The organism is Bradyrhizobium vignae, from assembly GCF_900324035.1.
GTDB classification, from domain to species: Bacteria; Pseudomonadota; Alphaproteobacteria; order Rhizobiales; family Xanthobacteraceae; genus Bradyrhizobium; species Bradyrhizobium vignae.
Map to the genome: position 1 here is coordinate 4,495,502 of NZ_LS398110.1, position 18,810 is coordinate 4,514,311.

Here is an 18,810-nt window from a genome sequence, read left to right on the forward strand (position 1 = left end):
ATGCTGTTCTCCCGCAGGCTCATGCTCGGCCTTGCCGTGGCAGGCTCACTGGCAGGCGCCGTCGCCTTCCCGGCCCTCGCCGGCGAAGGCCCGACCGAGATCGACCTGTTCTTCCCCGTCCCCGTCGACGGCAAGCTCGCCCGCGACATGGGCACCCTGATCAAGGAGTTCAACGAGACCCATCCCGACGTCAAGGCGACCGCGGTCTACACCGGCTCCTATGACGACACGCTGATCAAGACGCGTGCCGCGATCAAGGCCGGCAAGCCGCCGGCCGCCGTGATCATGTCGGCAAACTTCCTGCTCGACATGCAGATCGAGAACCAGCTCACCAATCTCGACGGCCTGATCGCCGCCGACGGCACCACCAAGGAGAAGTTCCTGGGCCAGTTCTTCCCGGCGCTGCAGGGCAACGCGGTGATCAACCGCTCGGTTTACGGCGTGCCGTTCCACAATTCGACGCCGCTGCTCTACATCAATGCCGACAAGGCCAAGGAAGCCGGCCTCGATCCGGACAAGCCGCCGCAGACCTGGGCCGAGCTCACCGACTGGGCCAAGAAGCTCACCAAGCGCGATGGTGACAAGGTGACCCAATGGGGCATCGCGATCCCCTGCGCCTACGACTATTGCGGCTGGATGATGGAAACGCTCACCATGAGCAACGGCGGGCGCTACTACAACGAGGAGTTCGGCGGCGAGGTCTATTACGACACGCCCTCGATGCTAGGGGCGCTCACCTGGTGGAACGACCTCATCGCCAAGCACAAGGTGCATCCGCCCGGCGCGACGCCCGGGCCTGCCGTCAGCACCTCCTTCATATCGGGCAATGCCGCGATGATGATGCTGTCGACGGGCTCGCTCACTTACGTGCGCGACAACGCCAAATTCGCCTACAAGGTCGCCTTCATCCCGCGCAACGTCCGCAACGCCGTGCCGATCGGCGGCGCCTCGCTGATCATGCCGGCTGGGCTCGAAGCCGACAAGCAGAAGGCGGCCTGGACGCTGATCAAGTGGATGACCTCGCCCGAGAAGAGCGGCTGGTGGAGCCGCGCCACCGGCTACTTCGCGCCCAACGTGGCCGCCTACAAGACGCCCGAGATGGTCGAATTCCTGGGCAAGAACCCGGACGCTAAGACCGCCGTCGAGCAGCTCGAGGTCGCAAAGCCGTGGTTCGCGACCTACAAGACGGTCCCGGTGCGCAAGAACCTCGAGGACGAGGTGATGCTGGTCCTGAACGGCAAGAAGCAGCCGAAGGAAGCCCTCGCCGCCGCGCAGAAGGCCGCAGACGAGACACTCAGGCCGTACAACGCAGAGACCTCGCTGAAGCTGCCGTAAGGCCGGCTGCCCGTGGCACAAACAAACTTCGGCGCTCCGTCATGCGGGGCGCCGAATGCGTTTTTGAGAACGCGCGTGATTAGATCATTACCACGATCTTGCCGAACTGATTGTTCGATTCCAGGAAGCGATGCGCCTCGACGATGTCCTCGAAGCGAAACGTCCTGGCGATGATCGGCTTCAATGTGCGGTCAGACAACCCGTCGACAATGAACGCCTTTGCCTTCGCAAGGCGCGCGGGATCGCGGACGATCTCGTGCACGAGATAGCCGCGCAGCGTCAGGCTCTTGCCGAGTACGTTGGAGAGCGGGAACGGCGTCGGCGCGGGACTCAGGCCGCCATACTCGATCAGGATCCCGCCCGGCGACATGACCGCGGTCAGTGGCTCGAATGCGGGACCACCGACGGCATCAAATACCACGCGGACGCCCTTCGAACCGGCGATCTCCAGCAGTCGCGCTCCGACAAGCTCCTCGTCCGAGGCAACAACGTGGGCGGCGCCGGCATCAAGCAGGGCCCGCCGCTTGATCGAGGTCCGCGTCAGGGCAACCGGGACAGCGCCGATCCGGTTCGCAATCTGGATTGCCGCGAGCCCGACGCTGCTCGATGCCGCCGTGATGGCAACGATGTCCCTTGGCCCAAGTCCGGCGATGTCGACCAGCGCGCCATAAGCCGTCAGATATTGCATCCACACCGCGGCGGCAGTCTCGAAGCCAAGCTCGGGCGGATGCTTCACGATGAGTTCGGCCGGAAAGGTCGCGAGCTCGGCGTAGGCTGGCCATCGCACCATCGAAAGCGGCGGGACGATGCTCACGACATCGCCTGGCACAAAACCGGTCACATCATCCCCGACCGCTTCGACGACGCCTGCCGCCTCCAGACCCAGCCCCGACGGAAATGTCGCGCTCTCGATATAGGTCCCTCTTCGCAACAGGGCTTCGGCACGGTTGAGACCGAGTGCTCTGACCCGGATCTGCACCTCGCTCGTTGCCGGCGACGGGACGTCGACGGTCTCGATGCGCAGCACTTCGGGACCACCATGCTGATGAAAGCGAACGGCGCGGGCCATGGATGCACTCCAAAACAGTTGAACTGAATGGAGCTATGCCGGCCCGGAGCAAGCGGATAAATCGCTTAGCCAAGTGAACAGTCGAAACCACGAGTTTTCAATCATGGACCGCCTGACCAGCATGGCCGTATTCGTTAGGGCCGTCGATCTCGGCTCGTTCGCGGCTGCCGCCGACGCCTTGGAGATGTCGGGGCCGATGGTCGGAAAGCATGTGCGCTTTCTCGAAGACCGCCTCGGCGTTCGCCTGCTCAACCGCACCACGCGGCGGCAGAGCCTGACCGAGGCCGGCCAGGCCTATTACGAGCGCTGCCGCGCCGTACTCGCCGAGGCGGACGCCGCCGACGCCGTCGTATCCGACGCGCGCTCCGAGCCGCGCGGCAGGCTGCGCGTGACCATGCCTGCCCTGCTCGGACGGCATTGCATCGCGCCCTTGCTGATGAAGCTCGCGCGAAAATACCCGCATCTCGAACTCGACCTCTCTTTCGGCGATCCGATCGCTGACATCATTGAGGCCGGCTATGATCTTGCGATCCGGACCGGCGATCTCGACGACCAGTCCGGCCTGATCGCGCGGCGGATCGCAAGCCAGCGCATGGTGGTGTGCGGCGCGCGCTCGTATTTGCGCAATCACGGCAGGCCGAAATCGATCGACGATCTCGCCGCGCATCAGGCGATCATCTATCGCCGCTCGGGGCGCGTCCGGCCGTGGCTGTTTCCGCAGGAAGGCGGGCCGCCGCGCGAGATCATGCCTGCAGGCAGGCTGAGGCTCGACGATCTGGAGGCGATCGCCGATGCCGCCATGCAGGGCATGGGCCTCGCCTGGCTGCCCTACTGGCTGGTCCGCGAGCGCCTCGACACTGGCGCACTGGTCCGTCTCTTCAGCGATCAGCCGGAATTCCTCTACGAGTGCCACGCGCTGTGGCCCCGTTCGCCTCGGCTGCCGCCAAAGGTCCGCACCGCCGTGGACACTCTGGCTGCGGCTCTGCCGAAGCTGATGACGTGACGGTCACCCTTTCCGGCATTAACCCCTCGTCCACCATCCGGCGGCCGACAGGGCCGGTAACCTCGAGAATTAACAGACCCTCAACATACCCCCGACAAATCTATCAATGTTTCTGGAGATTTCGCCGTGGATCTGTTGGTTTTCGAGTTCCTGGGACTGGCTCTGGTCGCCATGTGCGTGATCGTGGTGGCGCTGCCCTGCGCGCGAAAACCCTCGCAGCGGGTCCGTTACGAATAGGAATTTGGTCGGAAAGTCCCGGTTCCTGTCGGATGCAAGGCTTGAATTCGCTTAGAGCCCCTTGACATCACAGCACTTTCGGCAGAACGGCTGATATCAAGTGTCATGGGCCGTTCATGGATTTGATTACCACCACCGCTGACCTCGCGGCTGCCTGCAGCCGGCTGGCCAAGCACCCCGTCATAACAGTCGATACCGAGTTCCTGCGCGAGACCACCTATTACCCGCTGCTATGCGTGGTGCAGATGGCCAGCGCCGAGGAAGCCGTCGTCATCGACGCCCTGGCCGAGGGCATCGATCTCAAGCCGTTCTTCGAGCTGATGGGCAACGAGGGCGTGCTGAAGGTGTTTCACGCCGCCCGCCAGGACATCGAGATCATCTGGCATCAGGCGGGCATCATCCCGCATCCGGTGTTCGACACCCAGGTTGCCGCGATGGTGCTCGGCTACGGCGACAGCATCGCCTATGACGCGCTGGTCGAGAAGGTCACCGGCCACCGCCCGGACAAGACTCATCGCTTCACCGACTGGTCGCGCCGGCCGCTGACCAAGGAGCAGATGCATTACGCGGTGTCCGACGTCACGCACTTGCGCGACGTGTTCGCGGCGCTCGATGCGGATCTCAAGAAGCGCCGCCGCAGCGAATGGGTCTCGATCGAGATGGAGGTCCTGACCTCGCCCCGCACTTATGATTTCCACCCCGAGCGCGCCTGGGAGCGGCTGAAGACGCGGGTGCGCAAGCCCAAGGACCTCGCGGTGCTGATGGAGGTCGCGGCCTGGCGCGAGCAGGAGGCGCAGAGCCGCGACGTGCCGCGCGGCCGCGTGCTGCGCGACGAAGCCATCACCGACATCGCGACCCATGCGCCGACCACGCTGGAGAAGCTCGCGCATCTGCGCTCGGTGCCGAAGGGATTCGAAAAATCCAAATGGGGCGCGGACATCGTTGCCGCGGTCGAGCGCGGACTGGCGCGGGATTTCTCGAAGCTGCCGAAGCTGGAGAAACCGCGCAACAACTCCAACGGCGCCGCCATCGTCGAGCTCTTGAAGGTCTTGCTTCGGATGACCGCCGAGCGCCATGCGGTCGCAAGCAAGGTGATCGCGACCGTCGACGATCTCGAAGAGATCGCGGCGGACGATGAGGCGGACGTGCCGGCCTTGCACGGCTGGCGCCGCGAGCTGTTCGGAGACGCCGCGCTGAAGCTGAAGCGCGGCGAGCTGGCGCTAGCCATCGAGAAAGGCCGCGTGATCGGGGTGCAGCGGGCGTAGGGCTCGCCGCCTCCACATCGTCATTGCGAGCGTAGCGAAGCAATCCAGACTCCCTCCGCGGAAAGACTCTGGATTGCTTCGCGGAGCCTGTCATCGGGCCGCGCTTCGCGCGGACCCGTTGGCTCGCAATGACGGAATTTGACGCGATAGCGTGCCCTACGCCGGTGTCAGCTTCGCCACTTCCGCCTTCATGTCGTTCAGCACGCCTGAGATCGCAGCGACCAGCTCGTCGATCTGGCCCTTGGTCGTGATCAGCGGCGGGCAGATGGCGATGGCATCCAGCATGTTGCGCGAGATCACGCCGCGCTCCTGGAGCATGCGGCTGGCAATGCCGCCGACAGCGCCGGGCGTCGCCGCTGCGGTCTTGCGTTCCTTGTCGAGCACGAGCTCGAGCGCTGCGATCATGCCGACGCCGCGGACCTCGCCGACCAGCGGATGACTGGCGAGCTCGCGCAGCTTGCCCTGCATGTAGCCGCCGAGCTCGGCCGCATGCGCGACCAGGCCGCGCTCCTCGATGATCTTGAGGTTTTCGAGCGCGATCGCCGCGCCGACGGGATGGCCGCCCGCGGTGAAGCCGTGGCCGAGCACGCCGATCTTGTTGCTCTCGTCCGCGATCGGCTCGAACATGCGATCGTTCAGCATGATCGCCGACAGCGGGAAATAGCTCGAGGTGATCTGCTTGGAGACCACCATGGCGTCCGGCTTGATGCCATAGGTGTCGCAGCCGAACATCTTGCCGGTGCGGCCGAAGCCGCAGATCACCTCGTCGGCGACCAGCAGGATGTCATACTTCTTGAGCACCTTCTGGATCTTGTCCCAATAAGTCGCCGGCGGCACGATGACGCCGCCAGCCCCCATCACCGGCTCACCGAAGAAGGCCGCGATCGTATCCGGCCCCTCCTTCTGGATCAGGGCGTCGAGCTCCTCGGCCCGGCGCGTCGCGAACGCCTCCTCGCTCTCGCCGGGCGCGCCGTCCTTGTAGAAGTGCGGCGAGCCCGTATGCAGGATGTTCGGCAGCGGCAGGTCGAACGAGCGATGGTTGTTCGGCAGGCCGGTGAGGCTGGCCGACGCAATGGTGACGCCGTGATAGGCGCGCAGGCGGCTGATCACCTTCTTGCGCTGAGGCTGGCCGAGCGCATTGGAACGATAGGCGATCAGCTTCAGCACGGTGTCGTTGGCTTCCGAGCCGGAATTGGTGAAGAACACCTTGCTCATCGTGACAGGCGCGAGCGCGACCAGCTTCTCCGCGAGGTCGATCGAGGGCCCGTGCGATTTGGCGGAGAACGTGTGGTAGAACGGCAACGCCTGCATCTGCCTGTACGCCGCCTCGACCAGCCGCTTCTCGTTGAATCCGAGCCCAACGCTCCACAGGCCGGCCATTGCTTCGAAATAGCGCTTGCCCGTCGCGTCGAAGACATAAGGCCCCTCGCCGCGCTCGATCACCAGGGGACCGGCCTGCTGATGCGTGCGCGCATTGGTGTAGGGATGGAGCTGGTAGGCCACATCCCGGGCCTCTTGCGAATTGGGCAGCATGGACATTTGCGAGATCCTTAAAAGCGTCACGTCGCAGGCATAGCCGGCGTCATCACCCGATGATCAAGATACTTGGCTCAAGATACTTGGCTATTGCGACAGCGCAGAACTTGCAACGTCAATGTGCCGGCAGCAAGCGCTCAGCAGCGTTGCACAAAGCAGCACGTGACAATTGCGCTGGCTCAGCCCTCACGCCGCGCCGTGGTCGTCCCCATCGTCGCTGGCGGCAGCGGCCTCCCTCACCTCCACCAGCGCCATCGAGAGCAAATAGACTGTCGTAGGCAGCCCAAGCCTGCGCGCTCTCTCGGCGGCACGCGACAGATCGCCCGCCAGCTCCTTGAGCTCGTCTCCCCGTGACAATCTCTCACCCCATCCGCCGGTTGCGGCCGCCTACACCGCAACGGCGCCGCTGGCTTTGATCAGCTCGGCGCAGGATCGGATTGTAGCAAAATTCGCGATGACATTCACTACGGCACGCCTGTAGGCGGCGGCATCGTCTGCGCCCGGCTGCCGGCAAGCCACGGCGTCAGTGACCACCTGGTAGCGATGACTGCGGTGAAACCCGTCGACGGCGGTGGCCAGGATGGTCTCGTCCAGGGAAAAGCCGATCAGAATGCACTGCGTGGCGCGGATACTGGACATATAGTCTACAAACCGCGACGAGCTGTAGGCGGACGGCAGCGGGTGCTCGAACGTCATCTCTCCGGGCCGCGGCTTGGTCTGTGCGATCCAATCGGTCAGTCTGGACGCCGGATTGAACCAGGCCGCCTGCGCGATGCGCTTCAGATGCATCACTGGCCACAGATTGCCGCGCCACAGCGTCAGGAGTTCCAGGCAACGCGCCGTCGCCGCATCACCGTCGAGGATGACGTGGCGGCGACCGGGGGTCAGGTACTCGACCTGAAGATCCGCGCAGACCAGGATCGGCGGATCATCGTGAATGGAAGCCAGCATTTTGTTGCGCGCAGCTGCATCCGTTTCAGCGATCGGCGAGTGCGAGGTCCCGCAGCGGCGAGGTCACCGCCCGCCCCGCTGAGGCGTCGAGCACGCCCGGCCGGTCCCAATCGCCCTCGGGACGGATGATCACGTAAGGGTCGCTGTCCAACGTGATGGCGTCCGGGCCGGGCTCGATCTCGAGCAGCATCTCCGTGTAGGAGAAATCCGAGAAGGTGATCTTGCGGTTGTGACCGAGCGGCTTGGCGCCGAAATGGGCCCAGAAATCGACCAGCCGGTCCTGCGCCTGACCATAGATCTTGCGAAAGCCCTTGCGCTTCACATAGTCGACGCTCGCCTGTACCAGCTTGAAGGAGACGCGCGAACGCCGGTATTGGTGCCGCACCGCGAGCCGCTCGACCTTGGCGAAATCGCCGAAGAAGCGGACCCGCAGGCAGCCTGCAGGCTCGTTGCCGACGTAGCCGATGAAATGCGCGGCGACCATGTCGTTGCCGTCGAACTCCTCCTCGAACGGACAATCCTGCTCGGCAAGATAGACCGCCGAGCGAATGGCGGTGACCAGCATGAGATCGCTGGGATCGCGCGCGAGGCGGATGGTGATGGCGCGGGAGTCGGGCTTGGCGAGGGGAATCCTAGTGCCGTGCATCTGCAAAGCTCCTTGCTTGGATGATCGCGCCGGGCATGCGCATCGGCTGCCGATGCCACGGGCGCTCGTAGCACCAAAGGTCGGGTTGGAAACTCGGCACAGGCGTAAAGCCTGTCGCTTTCATGATTTCGCGTCCGGCCACCGTTGACGGCTGCGCATAGCAATCCGCGCTGCGAAACCTTATCTGGCGCAGGTGAGCCGCGGCCTTGCCGAGACCGGCGATGCCGCGGCCGGTCGCCGCGATCGCCCAGATGTAGATGGCAGCGACGTCTTCGTTCGCCGACGCGAGATAACGCGTCTCGGGCGCGGTGAGGCAGATCTCATCGAGCAGCAGCGCATCGTGTCCGCGGTCGTTGAGAAACAGGAAGGCCATGCCGCCGACGAGTCTACCTTTCCGGCTGAACGTCAGAATACTCTGAGGATCGAGAGTGAAGTATCTCGCAAGCTCCACTGCGCCGATCTGCACGCCCGGCACGAGCCGGTACGCCATCTCCGAAAGCGCCGCAATTTCGGAAAATTGCGCACAGCGGACGTCGACTTCCGGGCTCAGCGGCAAGGCATCGAAATCATGCCTTGCGGCAAACGAGCCCCTTTCCATACTCATATCACGCCTCTATCGTTCGAGGCTTTCATGCCCCGCTATGCCCATGAGCTTAGCGGCTGGGGACCAGGAGTATGCAGCAGTTATTGCACCGGGGTGCTGCGATCATGCAGCACCGTGAAGAAGCCCTGGGCGCGTCCTGGGACGATTTGAAGCTGTTTTTAGCGTGCGCGAAATATAAAAGTTTTCGTAATGCCGCCGAAGAGCTCGGGCTCACCTCCACCACTCTGATGCGCCGCATCGACCGGCTCGAAGAGAGCATCGGGTGCAAGCTGTTCCTGCGCGACCAGAGCGGACTGACGCTCAGCGATGAAGGCACCGCGATGATCGCCGACGTCACGCATATGGAGCGTCATGCCTTCAACGTTTTCCGCCGCGCCTCGCGATCGTCGAACGACACTTCGGGCACCGTGCGCGTCGCGGTGACGGAAGGGCCCGGCAATTTCTGGATCCTGCCGCGACTGATCGATTTCCAGAAGACCTACCGCAAGATCACCGTCGACCTTCGCTGCGCGATGGAGCAGGCTGACGTCGCGCGGCTCGAATCCGATATCGCGATCCAGCTCGAGCCGCCGACCAATCCCGATCTGATTGTCGCCAAGCTCGGCCGCCTCCACATCTATCCCTTCGTCTCCAAGGAGTACGAAAGCCTCTACGGTGTGCCGGCAACGCTCGCCGAATTGAAGAACCACCGCATCATCAAGCAGAGCGCGCCGCAAGTCGACGACGGCGCCTATGCCCGCGTGCTCGGATTGCAATCGCTGGAAGGCATCGTTGGGATCAAGACCAACTCCTCGGTCGGCGTGCTCTATGCGGTGGAGCGCGGCGCCGGAATCGGCTTCCTGCCCACCGCGTCGATCGCGCTCGGTGCGCCGCTCGTTGCAGTCGATCTCGGCGTCAGCCACCACGCCGATCTCTGGCTCACCTATCACAAGGAGTTCCGCACTTCCGAGCGGCACAAGATCGTGGTCGACTGGCTGAAGAAGATCTTCGATGCCAGGACCTATCCCTGCTTCCGCGACGAGTTCATCCATCCGAAGGCGCTGGTGCCGATGATGACGGCCGCGCGCGAGGGCTTTGGATTGGCTGGCTATGTCGCGGCAACGCCGACGTGAGCGCGGGCGAGCTTCAGCTCACCATTTGTATTCCAAGCCGACCGTGCCCTGGTGCGAGGTGAGCTCGTTGCGGAACTTGCCGTCGTAATTGACGTAAAGGCGTGCCACGTTGGTCAGGCTGAGCGAAGCCGAGGCACCGGCATCCACGCCGTAACGGCTCTCGCCGATGCCGGGCACGATGATGTTCTGGGCGCCAAGGCTGACCTGAATGGATCCCAGGTCCTGGTGGAAATTGTCCACGAACTTGCCGTAGGCGGACAGGTCCAGGACTTTCTGGTCAACAATGAAATAGCGGCCGATCTCGGCCCCGACCATGATGCGCGCGCGCGAGAGCGCCGTCGAGCCGACGTTGAGGGGATCGAGCCCGCCGGACTCCTGGAACGCTGCGCTGGTGGCGCGGACATATTCCAGCGCGCCCTTGGGCACGATGCGCATCTGGTCCTTGGTCCAGTAATAGCTGATCTCTGTCAGCGCGCCGTCGATGCCGGCGCGATAGCCCGCGGTCGCAAGGCCAAGGCCGGTGTCGCGGCTGGACCGGACCTTGCCGAAGCCGTGCACCGCCGCAAAGGCCCAGGTCCATGGGCCCTTGTCGACCGAGCCGCTGAGGCCGAACTGGGTCAGGTCGAGCGTCGCCGACTGCAGCGCCAGCGGCACGTCGATGTCGGTGTGGCTCTGGTCGATGGAGAATCCGATGTTGACGCCAGGTGCGAGCCGTGCGCCGAAACCGGCGACGCCGCCAAAGGTCTTGCGCTTGTCGCCGACGAAGTCTCCTTGCGCATCCGTCCGGACCGAGATGCCGTAGCCCTCGAACCAGGTGCGGTAGCGCGGATCTTCCGTGCTCGCCGATGCGCCGCCGCCGCCGGGATTGGTACGGAACGCCCGGTTGAAACCATTCGAGGCCTGGTTACCGAGCCGCTCCAGGAAGCCCGAGCCGAGGTTGAGTGTGCTGCTGCCGGCCGACTGATCGTAATTGGTCGAGGTCGGCGACGGGATCGGGGTCGGCGACGGCGTAGGCGTCGGGGTGGGCGTGGGCGTCGGGCTTTGCGCGAAGCTGGGCGTCGCTGCCGCCATCATCATGACCAGCGCAAACGCCATCGCAATCGCAGCCGCGGTCCGGCGGACGCGGTCCAGCCCGATCGTCTGCCGTGTCCCGGAGAGCTGCGCAGCGCAGCACATGATGATGAATCCCGAAGCAAAGTGGCGGCGCGCAAAAATGCAACACGGTCTGCGGCGCTAGCGGCGATTTGTGCCGAACTGCCACGGAGGGTCAACCGGTTGGCGCATGACGGCCGCGGCTATTGCACCGATTGTGGTTCCGCTGCCACAGGTCGCAAATTGCGCTTGAAGACACCTGGTTCGGTCTTGAAATCGGCGCGCAGCTTGCTAGCCGGCGATTTTCATGTTGCAATATCGGTCACAATCGGAATTGGCCGCTGGGCTGTGCGTTTCGCGACATTGACCCTCAAGACTCGAACAGACTTCCGGAGGCCCGTTTGTGGCGTGGCACGCGAAAAGCGGCCGCGTCTTTTTTATATCTAGCGGAGGAGACGAGCGATGCCGCAAAAGGGCACCGTCAAATGGTTCAACCCGACCAAGGGCTATGGGTTCATCAAGCCGAACGGCGGCGACAAGGACGTGTTCGTCCACATCTCCGCCGTCGAGCGTGCCGGGCTCTCCACCCTCAATGAGAACCAGGTGGTTGAATTCGACCTCGTGGAGAACCGCGGCAAGACATCCGCGGAGAACCTCAAGGTCTCCTGATGCTTCTCTCGGCACGCGAGAGATCATGACGCTGCCCCCGGCTCTGCCGGGGGATTTTGTTTGGCACGACGAAGCGCGCTTCAGCTTACCATCGGCGCAATCAGAAAATTCTCCGACGCCGCACTCCCCGCCGTCCTGCACACATCGCCTTCGATGCAGACCTTGCCGGTCGCGAGCAGCCGCAGCGCCTCGGGATAGATGCGGTGCTCGACCTCGAGGATGCGCTCGGACAGCGTCTCAGCGGTATCGTGGTCGCTGACGGGAACCGCGCCCTGCATCACGATCGGACCGGCATCGGTCTCGGGGATGACGAAGTGCACCGTCGCGCCGGACAGTTTCACCCCGGCGCGCAGGGCCTGACCGTGCGGGTCGAGGCCGGGGAACGACGGCAGCAGCGAGGGATGGATGTTGAGCATCCGCCCGTACCAAGCCCTGGTGAACTCGGCGGTGAACAGGCGCATGAAGCCGCCGAGGCAGATCAGCTCGATGCCGTGCCGGTCGAGCGCGGCCTGCAGCACCTTCTCGAAACCGGCGCGGTCCTTGCCGAACGGCTTGCTCTCGATCACCTCGGTGGTCACGCCGCTCGCCCGGGCACGTTCGAGTCCGGCCGCATCGGCCTTGTTCGAGATGACGAGCGATATCTCCGCCGGGAAATCAGCCGCGCTGGCGGCCCTGATCAGCGCGGCCATGTTGGAGCCGCGACCGGAGATCAGGATGGCGACGCGGCGCCGCATCACAGCGCCAGATCGAGGTGGCCGTTATAGACGACGCGGTGCTCGCCGTCGGCCGGAATCACGGTGCCGAGTTGCGCCACGGTCTCGCCGGCGTCGGTGAAGACCTCGACGACCTTGTCGACCTTGTCAGGCTCGACGATCGCGATCATGCCGATGCCGCAGTTGAATGTGCGCAGCATCTCCAGCTCGGCGATGCCGGCCTGCGCGGCCAGCCATTTGAACACCGGCAGCACCGGCAGGCGGGTGAGATCAATGCCGACGCCGAGATGCTTGGGCAGCACGCGCGGAATGTTGTCGGTGAAGCCGCCGCCGGTGATGTGGGCGAGCCCCTTCACCGCGCCGGTCTCGCGGATCGCACGCAGGCAGGATTTGACGTAGAGCCGCGTCGGCGTCAGCAGCGCGCCGCCGAGCGTCATCACGGGCGCGAACGGCGCCTGCGCCGAGAAGCCGAGACCGGATTGTTCCACGATCTTGCGCACCAGCGAGAAGCCGTTGGAATGCACGCCCGAGGAGGCAAGACCGATCACGGCATCGCCTGCCGCGATGTCCTGGCGCGGCAGCAGCGTACCGCGTTCGGCCGCGCCGACGGCAAAACCGCCGAGATCATAGTCGCCGTCCTTGTAGAGGCCAGGCATCTCGGCGGTCTCGCCGCCGATCAGGGCGCAGCCGGACTCGCGGCAGCCCTCCGCAACGCCTGCGACGATCGCGGCGGTGGCCTCCGGGTCGAGCTTGCCGCAGGCGAAATAGTCCAGGAAAAACAGCGGCTCGGCGCCCTGTACCACGAGGTCGTTGACGCTCATGGCCACGAGGTCGATGCCGATGCCGCCATGCAGGCCGGTCTCGATCGCGATCTTGACCTTGGTGCCGACTCCGTCGGTCGCGGCCACGAGGACGGGGTCCTTGAAGCCGGCCGCCCTGAGGTCGAACAGGCCGCCGAAGCCGCCGATCTCGGCATCCGCCCCCGGCCGTGCGGTGGCGCGCACCATCGGCTTGATCAGGTCGACCAATCGGTTGCCCGCGTCGATATCGACGCCTGAATCGGCGTAAGTGAGGCCGTTTTTGCGGTCGGTCATGCCCGATTTCCAGTGGGTTCGCGGCTGGTTACGTCGAATTCCGGGGACGCGCAATGGCTCGCATGGCGCTCCTCCCTATACTATGTAGAGATATCAACCGGTTCAGCCTTCCGAGGGGCCGAATTCGAGGTCAGACCGGGTGCCGGGAAGCGCTTTCGTGAGTATTCCGAACATCATTACCCTGGGCCGCATCATGCTGGTCCCGATCATCGTCTGGGCCATCGTGTCGAGCCAAATGGAGGTGGCGTTCGCCGTCTTCTTGATCGCCGGCATCAGCGATGCCGTGGACGGCTTCTTGGCCAAGCGCTTCAATATGACGAGCGAACTCGGCGCCCTGCTCGATCCGCTCGCGGACAAGGCGCTGCTGGTCTCGATCTACATGGCGCTCGGCATCTGGGGCGCGATCCCGCGCTGGATCGTGATCCTCGTGGTCTCGCGCGACATCATGATCGTCGCTGCCGTGATCGTATCCTGGTTGTTCGACCGGCCGGTCGAGATGAAGCCGTCGAAAGTGTCCAAGCTCAACACCGTGGCGCAGGTGGCGTTCGCAGCCCTGGTGCTGGCGGCGCTTGCCTTCGGCTTCAAGCCGGCCCCTTATGATATCATCCTGATGGGCCTCGTCACCGTCTTCACGCTTTCCTCCGTGTCGCTCTACCTCGTCGAGTGGCTACGGCACATGAGCACGATCGAGGCCAAATGAGGTGAGGATACGGCCCCGCAAAAGGCCAAGTCCCGCAAGATCAAGTCCCGCAAGATCAAGTCCAACCTCTTCAGACGGGCCGGCGTGCCGGCATGGAGCAAAGCAAGCGTGGCAGGCCGCGTTCATCCCCGACAATTGGCGTTTTCACTTCCGCATGCGGAGAGCCTGAGCCGGGACAATTTCCTCGAAGGCCCCGCCAATGCCGCCGCTCTCGGCCTGATCGACAGCTGGCCGGAATGGCCGAACCGGATCATGTGGCTGGCTGGCCCGGAAGGAAGCGGCAAGAGCCATCTCGCCGCGATCTGGGCCGAGCTATCAGGCGCCCGCTCGACCACAGCCAATGCGCTGACTGCCGCTGGCGTTCCCGGCGCGCTCGCCACCGGCGCACTGGTGGTCGAGGATCTCAAGGCCAAGGATTTTGACGAGCGCGCCCTGTTTCACCTGATGAACCTCGCCCGCGAGGACGGTGCCTACGTCCTCTTCACCGGACGCGAGGTGCCGGCCGCGCTGGAGATCGAGCTTCGCGACCTGCGCTCGCGTCTGCGGGCCGTTCCCGTGGTCGCGCTGCTGCCCCCCGACGACCAGCTCTTCCGTGGCCTGATCGTCAAGTTCTGCGCCGACCGCCAGCTCACCGTCGACGAGAGCGTGGTCGGCTATCTCGCCACCCGCCTGGAGCGGTCCTCGGCCGCCGCCCGCCAGGCCGTGGAACTGCTCGACAGCGAAGCCCTGCGGCTCGGCCGCCCCGTCACCCGGATGCTGGCCGCCGAGCTGCTCCGGGACGCCTGACCGGCTCGCGGTCTTCCAGAGCGGCCTGAAACCCGCCTTGACGCGGCGGAGCGGCGGAACATCAATGTCATCGAAACGTCATCGCTCTAACACATGCTCCCGCCGATTTTGCGCGTAAGTCGCAATTGGGCTGAACTGGATGGACCGACTTTTGATGGACTCTGCGCAAGCTGTTGAAACCAAAGAGAAAGCCCCGGAAACTGAGGCCCTGCCGGCGATCGCATCCAGCCCCGAACGGTTCATCAATCGCGAGCTGTCCTGGCTGCATTTCAACCGCCGCGTCCTCGAGGAATCGGTCAATCCCAGCCACCCTGTGCTGGAGCGGGTGCGATTCCTGTCGATTTCGGCGAATAACCTCGACGAGTTCTTCATGGTCCGCGTCGCCGGCATCAAGGCCCAGGTGCGCGAGGGGATTGCCGAGCGCAGTCCAGACGGCCTGACGCCGTCGGAGCAGCTCGCGCTGATCAACCGCACCGTGATCCAGCTCGCTTCCGACCAGCAGGCGATCTGGCGCGATCTGCGCGGCACGCTGGCCGATGTCGGCATCGTGCTGGTCGAGGGCAAGGACGTCACCAGGGCGGAACGGACCTGGATCGAGGACTACTTCCTCAACAACGTGTTCCCGCTGCTGACGCCGCTCGCGATCGACCCCGCCCACCCCTTCCCGTTCATTCCGAGCCTCGGCTTCACCATTGCGCTGCAGCTCACGCGCGCCGCCGACGGCAAGCAGATGAACGCGCTGATCCGCATGCCGGGCAAGATCGACCGCTTCATCCGCCTGCCAGCCGACGGCAAGACCGTCCGGCTGATCTCGCTGGAACAGGCGACCGCCCTGTTCATCAACCGCCTGTTCCCCGGCTACAATCTGCACGGCCAGGGCGCCTTCCGGATCATCCGCGACTCCGAGCTCGAAATCGAGGAAGAGGCCGAAGACCTCGTCCGCCTGTTCGAGACCGCGCTCAAGCGCCGCCGCCGCGGATCAGTGATCCGGCTCGAGATCGACGCCAAGATGCCGGAGGAGTTGCGCAGCTTCGTGCAGCATGCGCTGTCGGCCGCCGACGACGAGGTCTTCCTGGTCGACGGCGTGCAGGCCATGAACGAGCTGTCGCAGCTCACCCGCCTCGACCGGCCCGACCTCGAATTCACCCCCTACGTGCCGCGCCATCCCGAGCGCGTGCGCGAGCATGGCGGCGACATCTTTGCCGCGATCCGGCAGAAGGACCTGATCGTCCACCATCCCTATGAGTCCTTCGACGTCGTCGTGCAGTTCCTGCAGCAGGCCGCGCGCGACCCCGACGTCGTCGCGATCAAGCAGACGCTCTACCGCACCTCCAACAACTCGCCGATCGTGCGCGCGCTGGCGGAGGCCGCCGAGGCCGGCAAGTCCGTCACCGCGCTGATCGAGCTCAAGGCGCGCTTCGACGAGGAGGCCAACATCCGCTGGGCGCGCGACCTCGAACGCGCCGGCGTACAGGTCGTCTACGGCTTCCTCGAATTGAAGACGCACGCCAAACTCTCGATGGTGGTGCGCCGCGAGGGCGGCAGCCTGACGACTTACGTCCATACCGGCACCGGCAACTATCACCCGGTCACCGCGCGCATCTACACCGACCTCTCCTATTTCACCTCCGATCCGACCATCGGCCGTGATGCCGCGCGCGTGTTCAATTTCATCACCGGCTATGCCGCGCCGAGCGATCTGGAAAAGATGGCGGTGTCGCCACTGACCTTGCGCAAACGCATCATCGAGCACATTCAAGGCGAGACCGCGCATGCGCGGCACGGCCGGCCCGGCGCGGTCTGGATGAAGATGAACGCGCTGGTCGACCCCGACATCATCGACGCGCTCTACGAGGCCTCCCAGGCCGGTGTCCAGGTCGAGCTCGTGGTGCGCGGCATCTGCTGCCTCAGGCCCGGCATCCCCGGCCTGTCGGAGAACATCCGCGTCAAGTCGATCATCGGACGTTTCCTGGAACATGGCCGAATCTACTGCTTCGGCATGGGTCAGGGCCTGCCGGGCGCGAAAGCGGCTGTGTATATCTCGTCCGCCGACATGATGCCGCGCAACCTCGACCGCCGCGTCGAGGTGCTGTGTCCGCTGCAAAATCCCACGGTGCATCAGCAGGTTCTCGAACAGATCATGGTCGCGAACCTGAAGGACAACGAGCAGAGCTGGCAGTTGTTGCCGGATGGGTCTTCAACGCGTATGAAGGCCGCGAAGGGCGAGGAGCCTTTCAACGTCCACAACTACTTCATGACTAATCCGAGTCTGTCTGGCCGTGGAAAGTCGCTCAAGGAATCCTCGCCGCGTCGTCTCACGCGCCGGAACGAACGCCATCAATCCTGATCGGGGATTTGCGACGTGAAGCGGCCGCGCAAGCGCGGCTCCAGCGTCGCGGTGATCGACATCGGATCCAACTCGGTCCGTCTCGTCGTCTACGAGGGACTGTCGCGGAGCCTCATCCCGATCTTCAACGAGAAGACGCTCTGCGGCCTCGGGCGCGAGGTGCAGAGCACGGGTCTGCTCGCGCCCGACGCCGTCGACAAGGCGCTGACCTCGCTCAAGCGCTTTCGCGCATTGTGCCGCGTGATGCAGGTCGGGCGCGTGTTCGCGATTGCGACCGCGGCCTGCCGCGATGCCTCCAACGGGCCCGACTTCATCGCCAAGGCCGAGCGCATCTGCGCGGTGAAGATCGAGATCCTGTCGGGCCCGCGCGAGGCGCGGCTGTCGGCGCTCGGCGTGATCTCCGGCATTCACCTTCCCGACGGCATCGTCGGCGACCTCGGCGGCGGCTCGCTCGAGCTGATCGACGTGCGCAAGAACGCCGTGCGCAGCGGTGTGACGCTGCCGCTCGGCGGTCTCGCACTCCAGGACCTCGCGCACAAATCGCTCAAGCGCGCCGATCGCATCGTGCGCGAGGAGCTCGACGAGGTGCCGCAACTCACCGCGGGCCGCGGCCGCACCTTTTATGCCGTCGGCGGCACTTGGCGCGCGCTCGCGCGCATCCACATCATCCAGAGCGGCTATCCGCTCCAGGTGATGCACGGCTACTCGATTTCGGCCGCCGAAGCGCTCGACTTCTCGCGCCGTCTCCGGCGCCTCGCTGCCGCCAACATGCTTGCCGACATCGAGATCGTCGCCGATGCGCGGCGCCCGCTTCTCACCTATGCGGCGCTGGTGCTCGAGCACATCATCCGCGTCGCCAAACCCAGCAGGATCGTGTTCTCCACCTTCGGCGTGCGCGAGGGCCTGTTGCACGAGAAGCTGCCGGAGACCGAGCGCAACAAGGACGGGCTGATCTGCGCGGCCGAGGAGCTGAACCAGTTGCTGTCGCGCTCGGCGAAACACGCCCGCGAGCTGATCGCCTGGACCGACCGCCTGGTGCGCGTCGTGAAGTTGCGCGAGACCGAGGAGGACCGTCGCCTCCGCCACACCGCGTGTCTGCTCTCCGACATCGGCTGGCGCGTGCATCCCGACCATCGCGGCGAGCAGACGCTGAGCCTCGTCGTCAACGGCAATTTCGGTGCGATCACCCACACTGAGCGCGCCTTCGTCGGCCTGTCCGTGTTCTACCGCTATGCGGGTCTCAGCGAGGAAAACCAGCCGCCGGCCACCATGCAGGAGCTGCTGACGCCGGCCCAGCTCGAACGCGCCCGCCTGCTGGGCGCGGCATTCCGTGTCGCGCATCTGATCTCGGCGGCGCGTCCGGGCGTCCTCCCCGCCACGCATTTCCGCACTCAGGGACGCAAATTGATGCTGGTGTTCGAGCACCGGCTCGTCGACCTCGTCGCCGACCGCGTCGGCAGCCGCTTCAAGCAGCTCGCCCGCCTGATTGGCCGTGCCGGCTCGATCGTGCGGCGCTGAAGTCCAAAGTGCGAATCCGTCGCGGATAGGCGGCGGCGCCTCGCACCGTCATCACGAAATCATGGTCCACGCGCGGCGGCGGACGTGCCGCGGGAGCAGTCAGCGAGTCAATGAAACCGCCTTTATTTTCAGG

At 64.8% G+C, this 18,810-nt stretch carries 18 protein-coding genes; 9 read left to right on the forward strand and 9 right to left on the reverse strand.

Annotated features, from left to right (window positions below):
* On the forward strand, positions 1-1,335 hold the full coding sequence (locus tag BRAD3257_RS21930) for an ABC transporter substrate-binding protein (protein WP_122403539.1): 1,335 nt from the start codon (positions 1-3) through the stop codon (positions 1,333-1,335).
* A gap of 79 nt (positions 1,336-1,414) precedes the next feature.
* Here BRAD3257_RS21930 and BRAD3257_RS21935 read toward each other — a convergent pair whose 3' ends face one another.
* Positions 1,415-2,404 carry a zinc-dependent alcohol dehydrogenase family protein gene (locus BRAD3257_RS21935; protein WP_122403540.1) on the reverse strand — a complete coding sequence of 330 codons (990 nt, stop codon included), beginning with the start codon at positions 2,402-2,404 and terminating at the stop codon, positions 1,415-1,417.
* A 103-nt stretch (positions 2,405-2,507) separates the two neighbouring features.
* Between BRAD3257_RS21935 and BRAD3257_RS21940 the strand changes: the two genes are divergently transcribed.
* Both BRAD3257_RS21940 and rnd read left to right on the forward strand, forming a co-directional pair.
* Positions 2,508-3,407: a LysR family transcriptional regulator gene (locus BRAD3257_RS21940; protein WP_122403541.1), complete on the forward strand. Its 900-nt coding sequence runs from the start codon at positions 2,508-2,510 to the stop codon at positions 3,405-3,407.
* Positions 3,408-3,760: 353 nt separating this feature from the next.
* Entirely contained in the window at positions 3,761-4,909 is a 1,149-nt protein-coding gene (rnd, locus tag BRAD3257_RS21945) for a ribonuclease D (RefSeq protein WP_122403542.1), read from the forward strand.
* A gap of 156 nt (positions 4,910-5,065) precedes the next feature.
* Here the strand turns inward: rnd and BRAD3257_RS21950 are convergent, their stop codons facing one another.
* The 5 genes from BRAD3257_RS21950 to BRAD3257_RS21965 form a co-directional block, all read right to left on the reverse strand.
* Positions 5,066-6,448, reverse strand: a complete 1,383-nt coding sequence (locus tag BRAD3257_RS21950; RefSeq protein WP_122403543.1) for an aspartate aminotransferase family protein — start codon at positions 6,446-6,448, stop codon at positions 5,066-5,068.
* A gap of 183 nt (positions 6,449-6,631) precedes the next feature.
* Entirely contained in the window at positions 6,632-6,802 is a 171-nt protein-coding gene (locus BRAD3257_RS40395; protein ID WP_164936810.1) for a hypothetical protein, read from the reverse strand.
* 30 nt (positions 6,803-6,832) lie between these two features.
* Positions 6,833-7,396, reverse strand: a complete 564-nt coding sequence (locus tag BRAD3257_RS21955; protein WP_122403544.1) for an isochorismatase family protein — start codon at positions 7,394-7,396, stop codon at positions 6,833-6,835.
* 25 nt (positions 7,397-7,421) lie between these two features.
* Positions 7,422-8,042: a GNAT family N-acetyltransferase gene (locus BRAD3257_RS21960; RefSeq protein ID WP_018645421.1), complete on the reverse strand. Its 621-nt coding sequence runs from the start codon at positions 8,040-8,042 to the stop codon at positions 7,422-7,424.
* Entirely contained in the window at positions 8,029-8,646 is a 618-nt protein-coding gene (locus BRAD3257_RS21965) for a hypothetical protein (RefSeq protein ID WP_162500303.1), read from the reverse strand. Before BRAD3257_RS21965 ends, BRAD3257_RS21960 begins: the two co-directional genes overlap by 14 nt.
* A 71-nt stretch (positions 8,647-8,717) precedes the next feature.
* Here BRAD3257_RS21965 and BRAD3257_RS21970 point away from each other — a divergent pair, with 71 nt between their 5' ends.
* Positions 8,718-9,758 carry a LysR family transcriptional regulator gene (locus BRAD3257_RS21970; protein ID WP_122403546.1) on the forward strand — a complete coding sequence of 347 codons (1,041 nt, stop codon included), beginning with the start codon at positions 8,718-8,720 and terminating at the stop codon, positions 9,756-9,758.
* Positions 9,759-9,776: 18 nt separating this feature from the next.
* Here BRAD3257_RS21970 and BRAD3257_RS21975 read toward each other — a convergent pair whose 3' ends face one another.
* On the reverse strand, positions 9,777-10,934 hold the full coding sequence (locus BRAD3257_RS21975; RefSeq protein ID WP_122403547.1) for an autotransporter outer membrane beta-barrel domain-containing protein: 1,158 nt from the start codon (positions 10,932-10,934) through the stop codon (positions 9,777-9,779).
* A 378-nt stretch (positions 10,935-11,312) separates the two neighbouring features.
* On the opposite strand from BRAD3257_RS21975, the gene BRAD3257_RS21985 reads away from it, so the two are divergent.
* Positions 11,313-11,519: a cold-shock protein gene (locus BRAD3257_RS21985; RefSeq protein ID WP_122403548.1), complete on the forward strand. Its 207-nt coding sequence runs from the start codon at positions 11,313-11,315 to the stop codon at positions 11,517-11,519.
* Between the two features lie 80 nt (positions 11,520-11,599).
* Here the strand turns inward: BRAD3257_RS21985 and purN are convergent, their stop codons facing one another.
* Both purN and purM read right to left on the reverse strand, forming a co-directional pair.
* On the reverse strand, positions 11,600-12,253 hold the full coding sequence (gene purN, locus BRAD3257_RS21990; RefSeq protein WP_162500304.1) for a phosphoribosylglycinamide formyltransferase: 654 nt from the start codon (positions 12,251-12,253) through the stop codon (positions 11,600-11,602).
* Entirely contained in the window at positions 12,253-13,326 is a 1,074-nt protein-coding gene (gene purM, locus BRAD3257_RS21995) for a phosphoribosylformylglycinamidine cyclo-ligase (protein ID WP_122403550.1), read from the reverse strand. The genes purN and purM overlap by 1 nt, the downstream gene beginning before the upstream one ends.
* Positions 13,327-13,483: 157 nt before the next feature.
* Between purM and BRAD3257_RS22000 the strand changes: the two genes are divergently transcribed.
* The 4 genes from BRAD3257_RS22000 to ppx all read left to right on the forward strand — a co-directional run bounded on the left by BRAD3257_RS22000 (position 13,484) and on the right by ppx (position 18,677).
* Positions 13,484-14,026, forward strand: a complete 543-nt coding sequence (locus BRAD3257_RS22000; protein WP_025035876.1) for a CDP-alcohol phosphatidyltransferase family protein — start codon at positions 13,484-13,486, stop codon at positions 14,024-14,026.
* 108 nt (positions 14,027-14,134) lie between these two features.
* Positions 14,135-14,812, forward strand: coding sequence for a P-loop NTPase family protein (locus BRAD3257_RS22005; RefSeq protein ID WP_122406708.1), 678 nt, complete (start codon positions 14,135-14,137; stop codon positions 14,810-14,812).
* Positions 14,813-14,966: 154 nt separating this feature from the next.
* Positions 14,967-17,159 carry an RNA degradosome polyphosphate kinase gene (locus BRAD3257_RS22010; protein WP_162500305.1) on the forward strand — a complete coding sequence of 731 codons (2,193 nt, stop codon included), beginning with the start codon at positions 14,967-14,969 and terminating at the stop codon, positions 17,157-17,159.
* Between the two features lie 15 nt (positions 17,160-17,174).
* Complete coding sequence (gene ppx / locus BRAD3257_RS22015; RefSeq protein WP_122403551.1) at positions 17,175-18,677, forward strand: exopolyphosphatase; 1,503 nt, start codon at positions 17,175-17,177, stop codon at positions 18,675-18,677.
* The last annotated feature ends 133 nt before the right edge of the window (positions 18,678-18,810 follow it).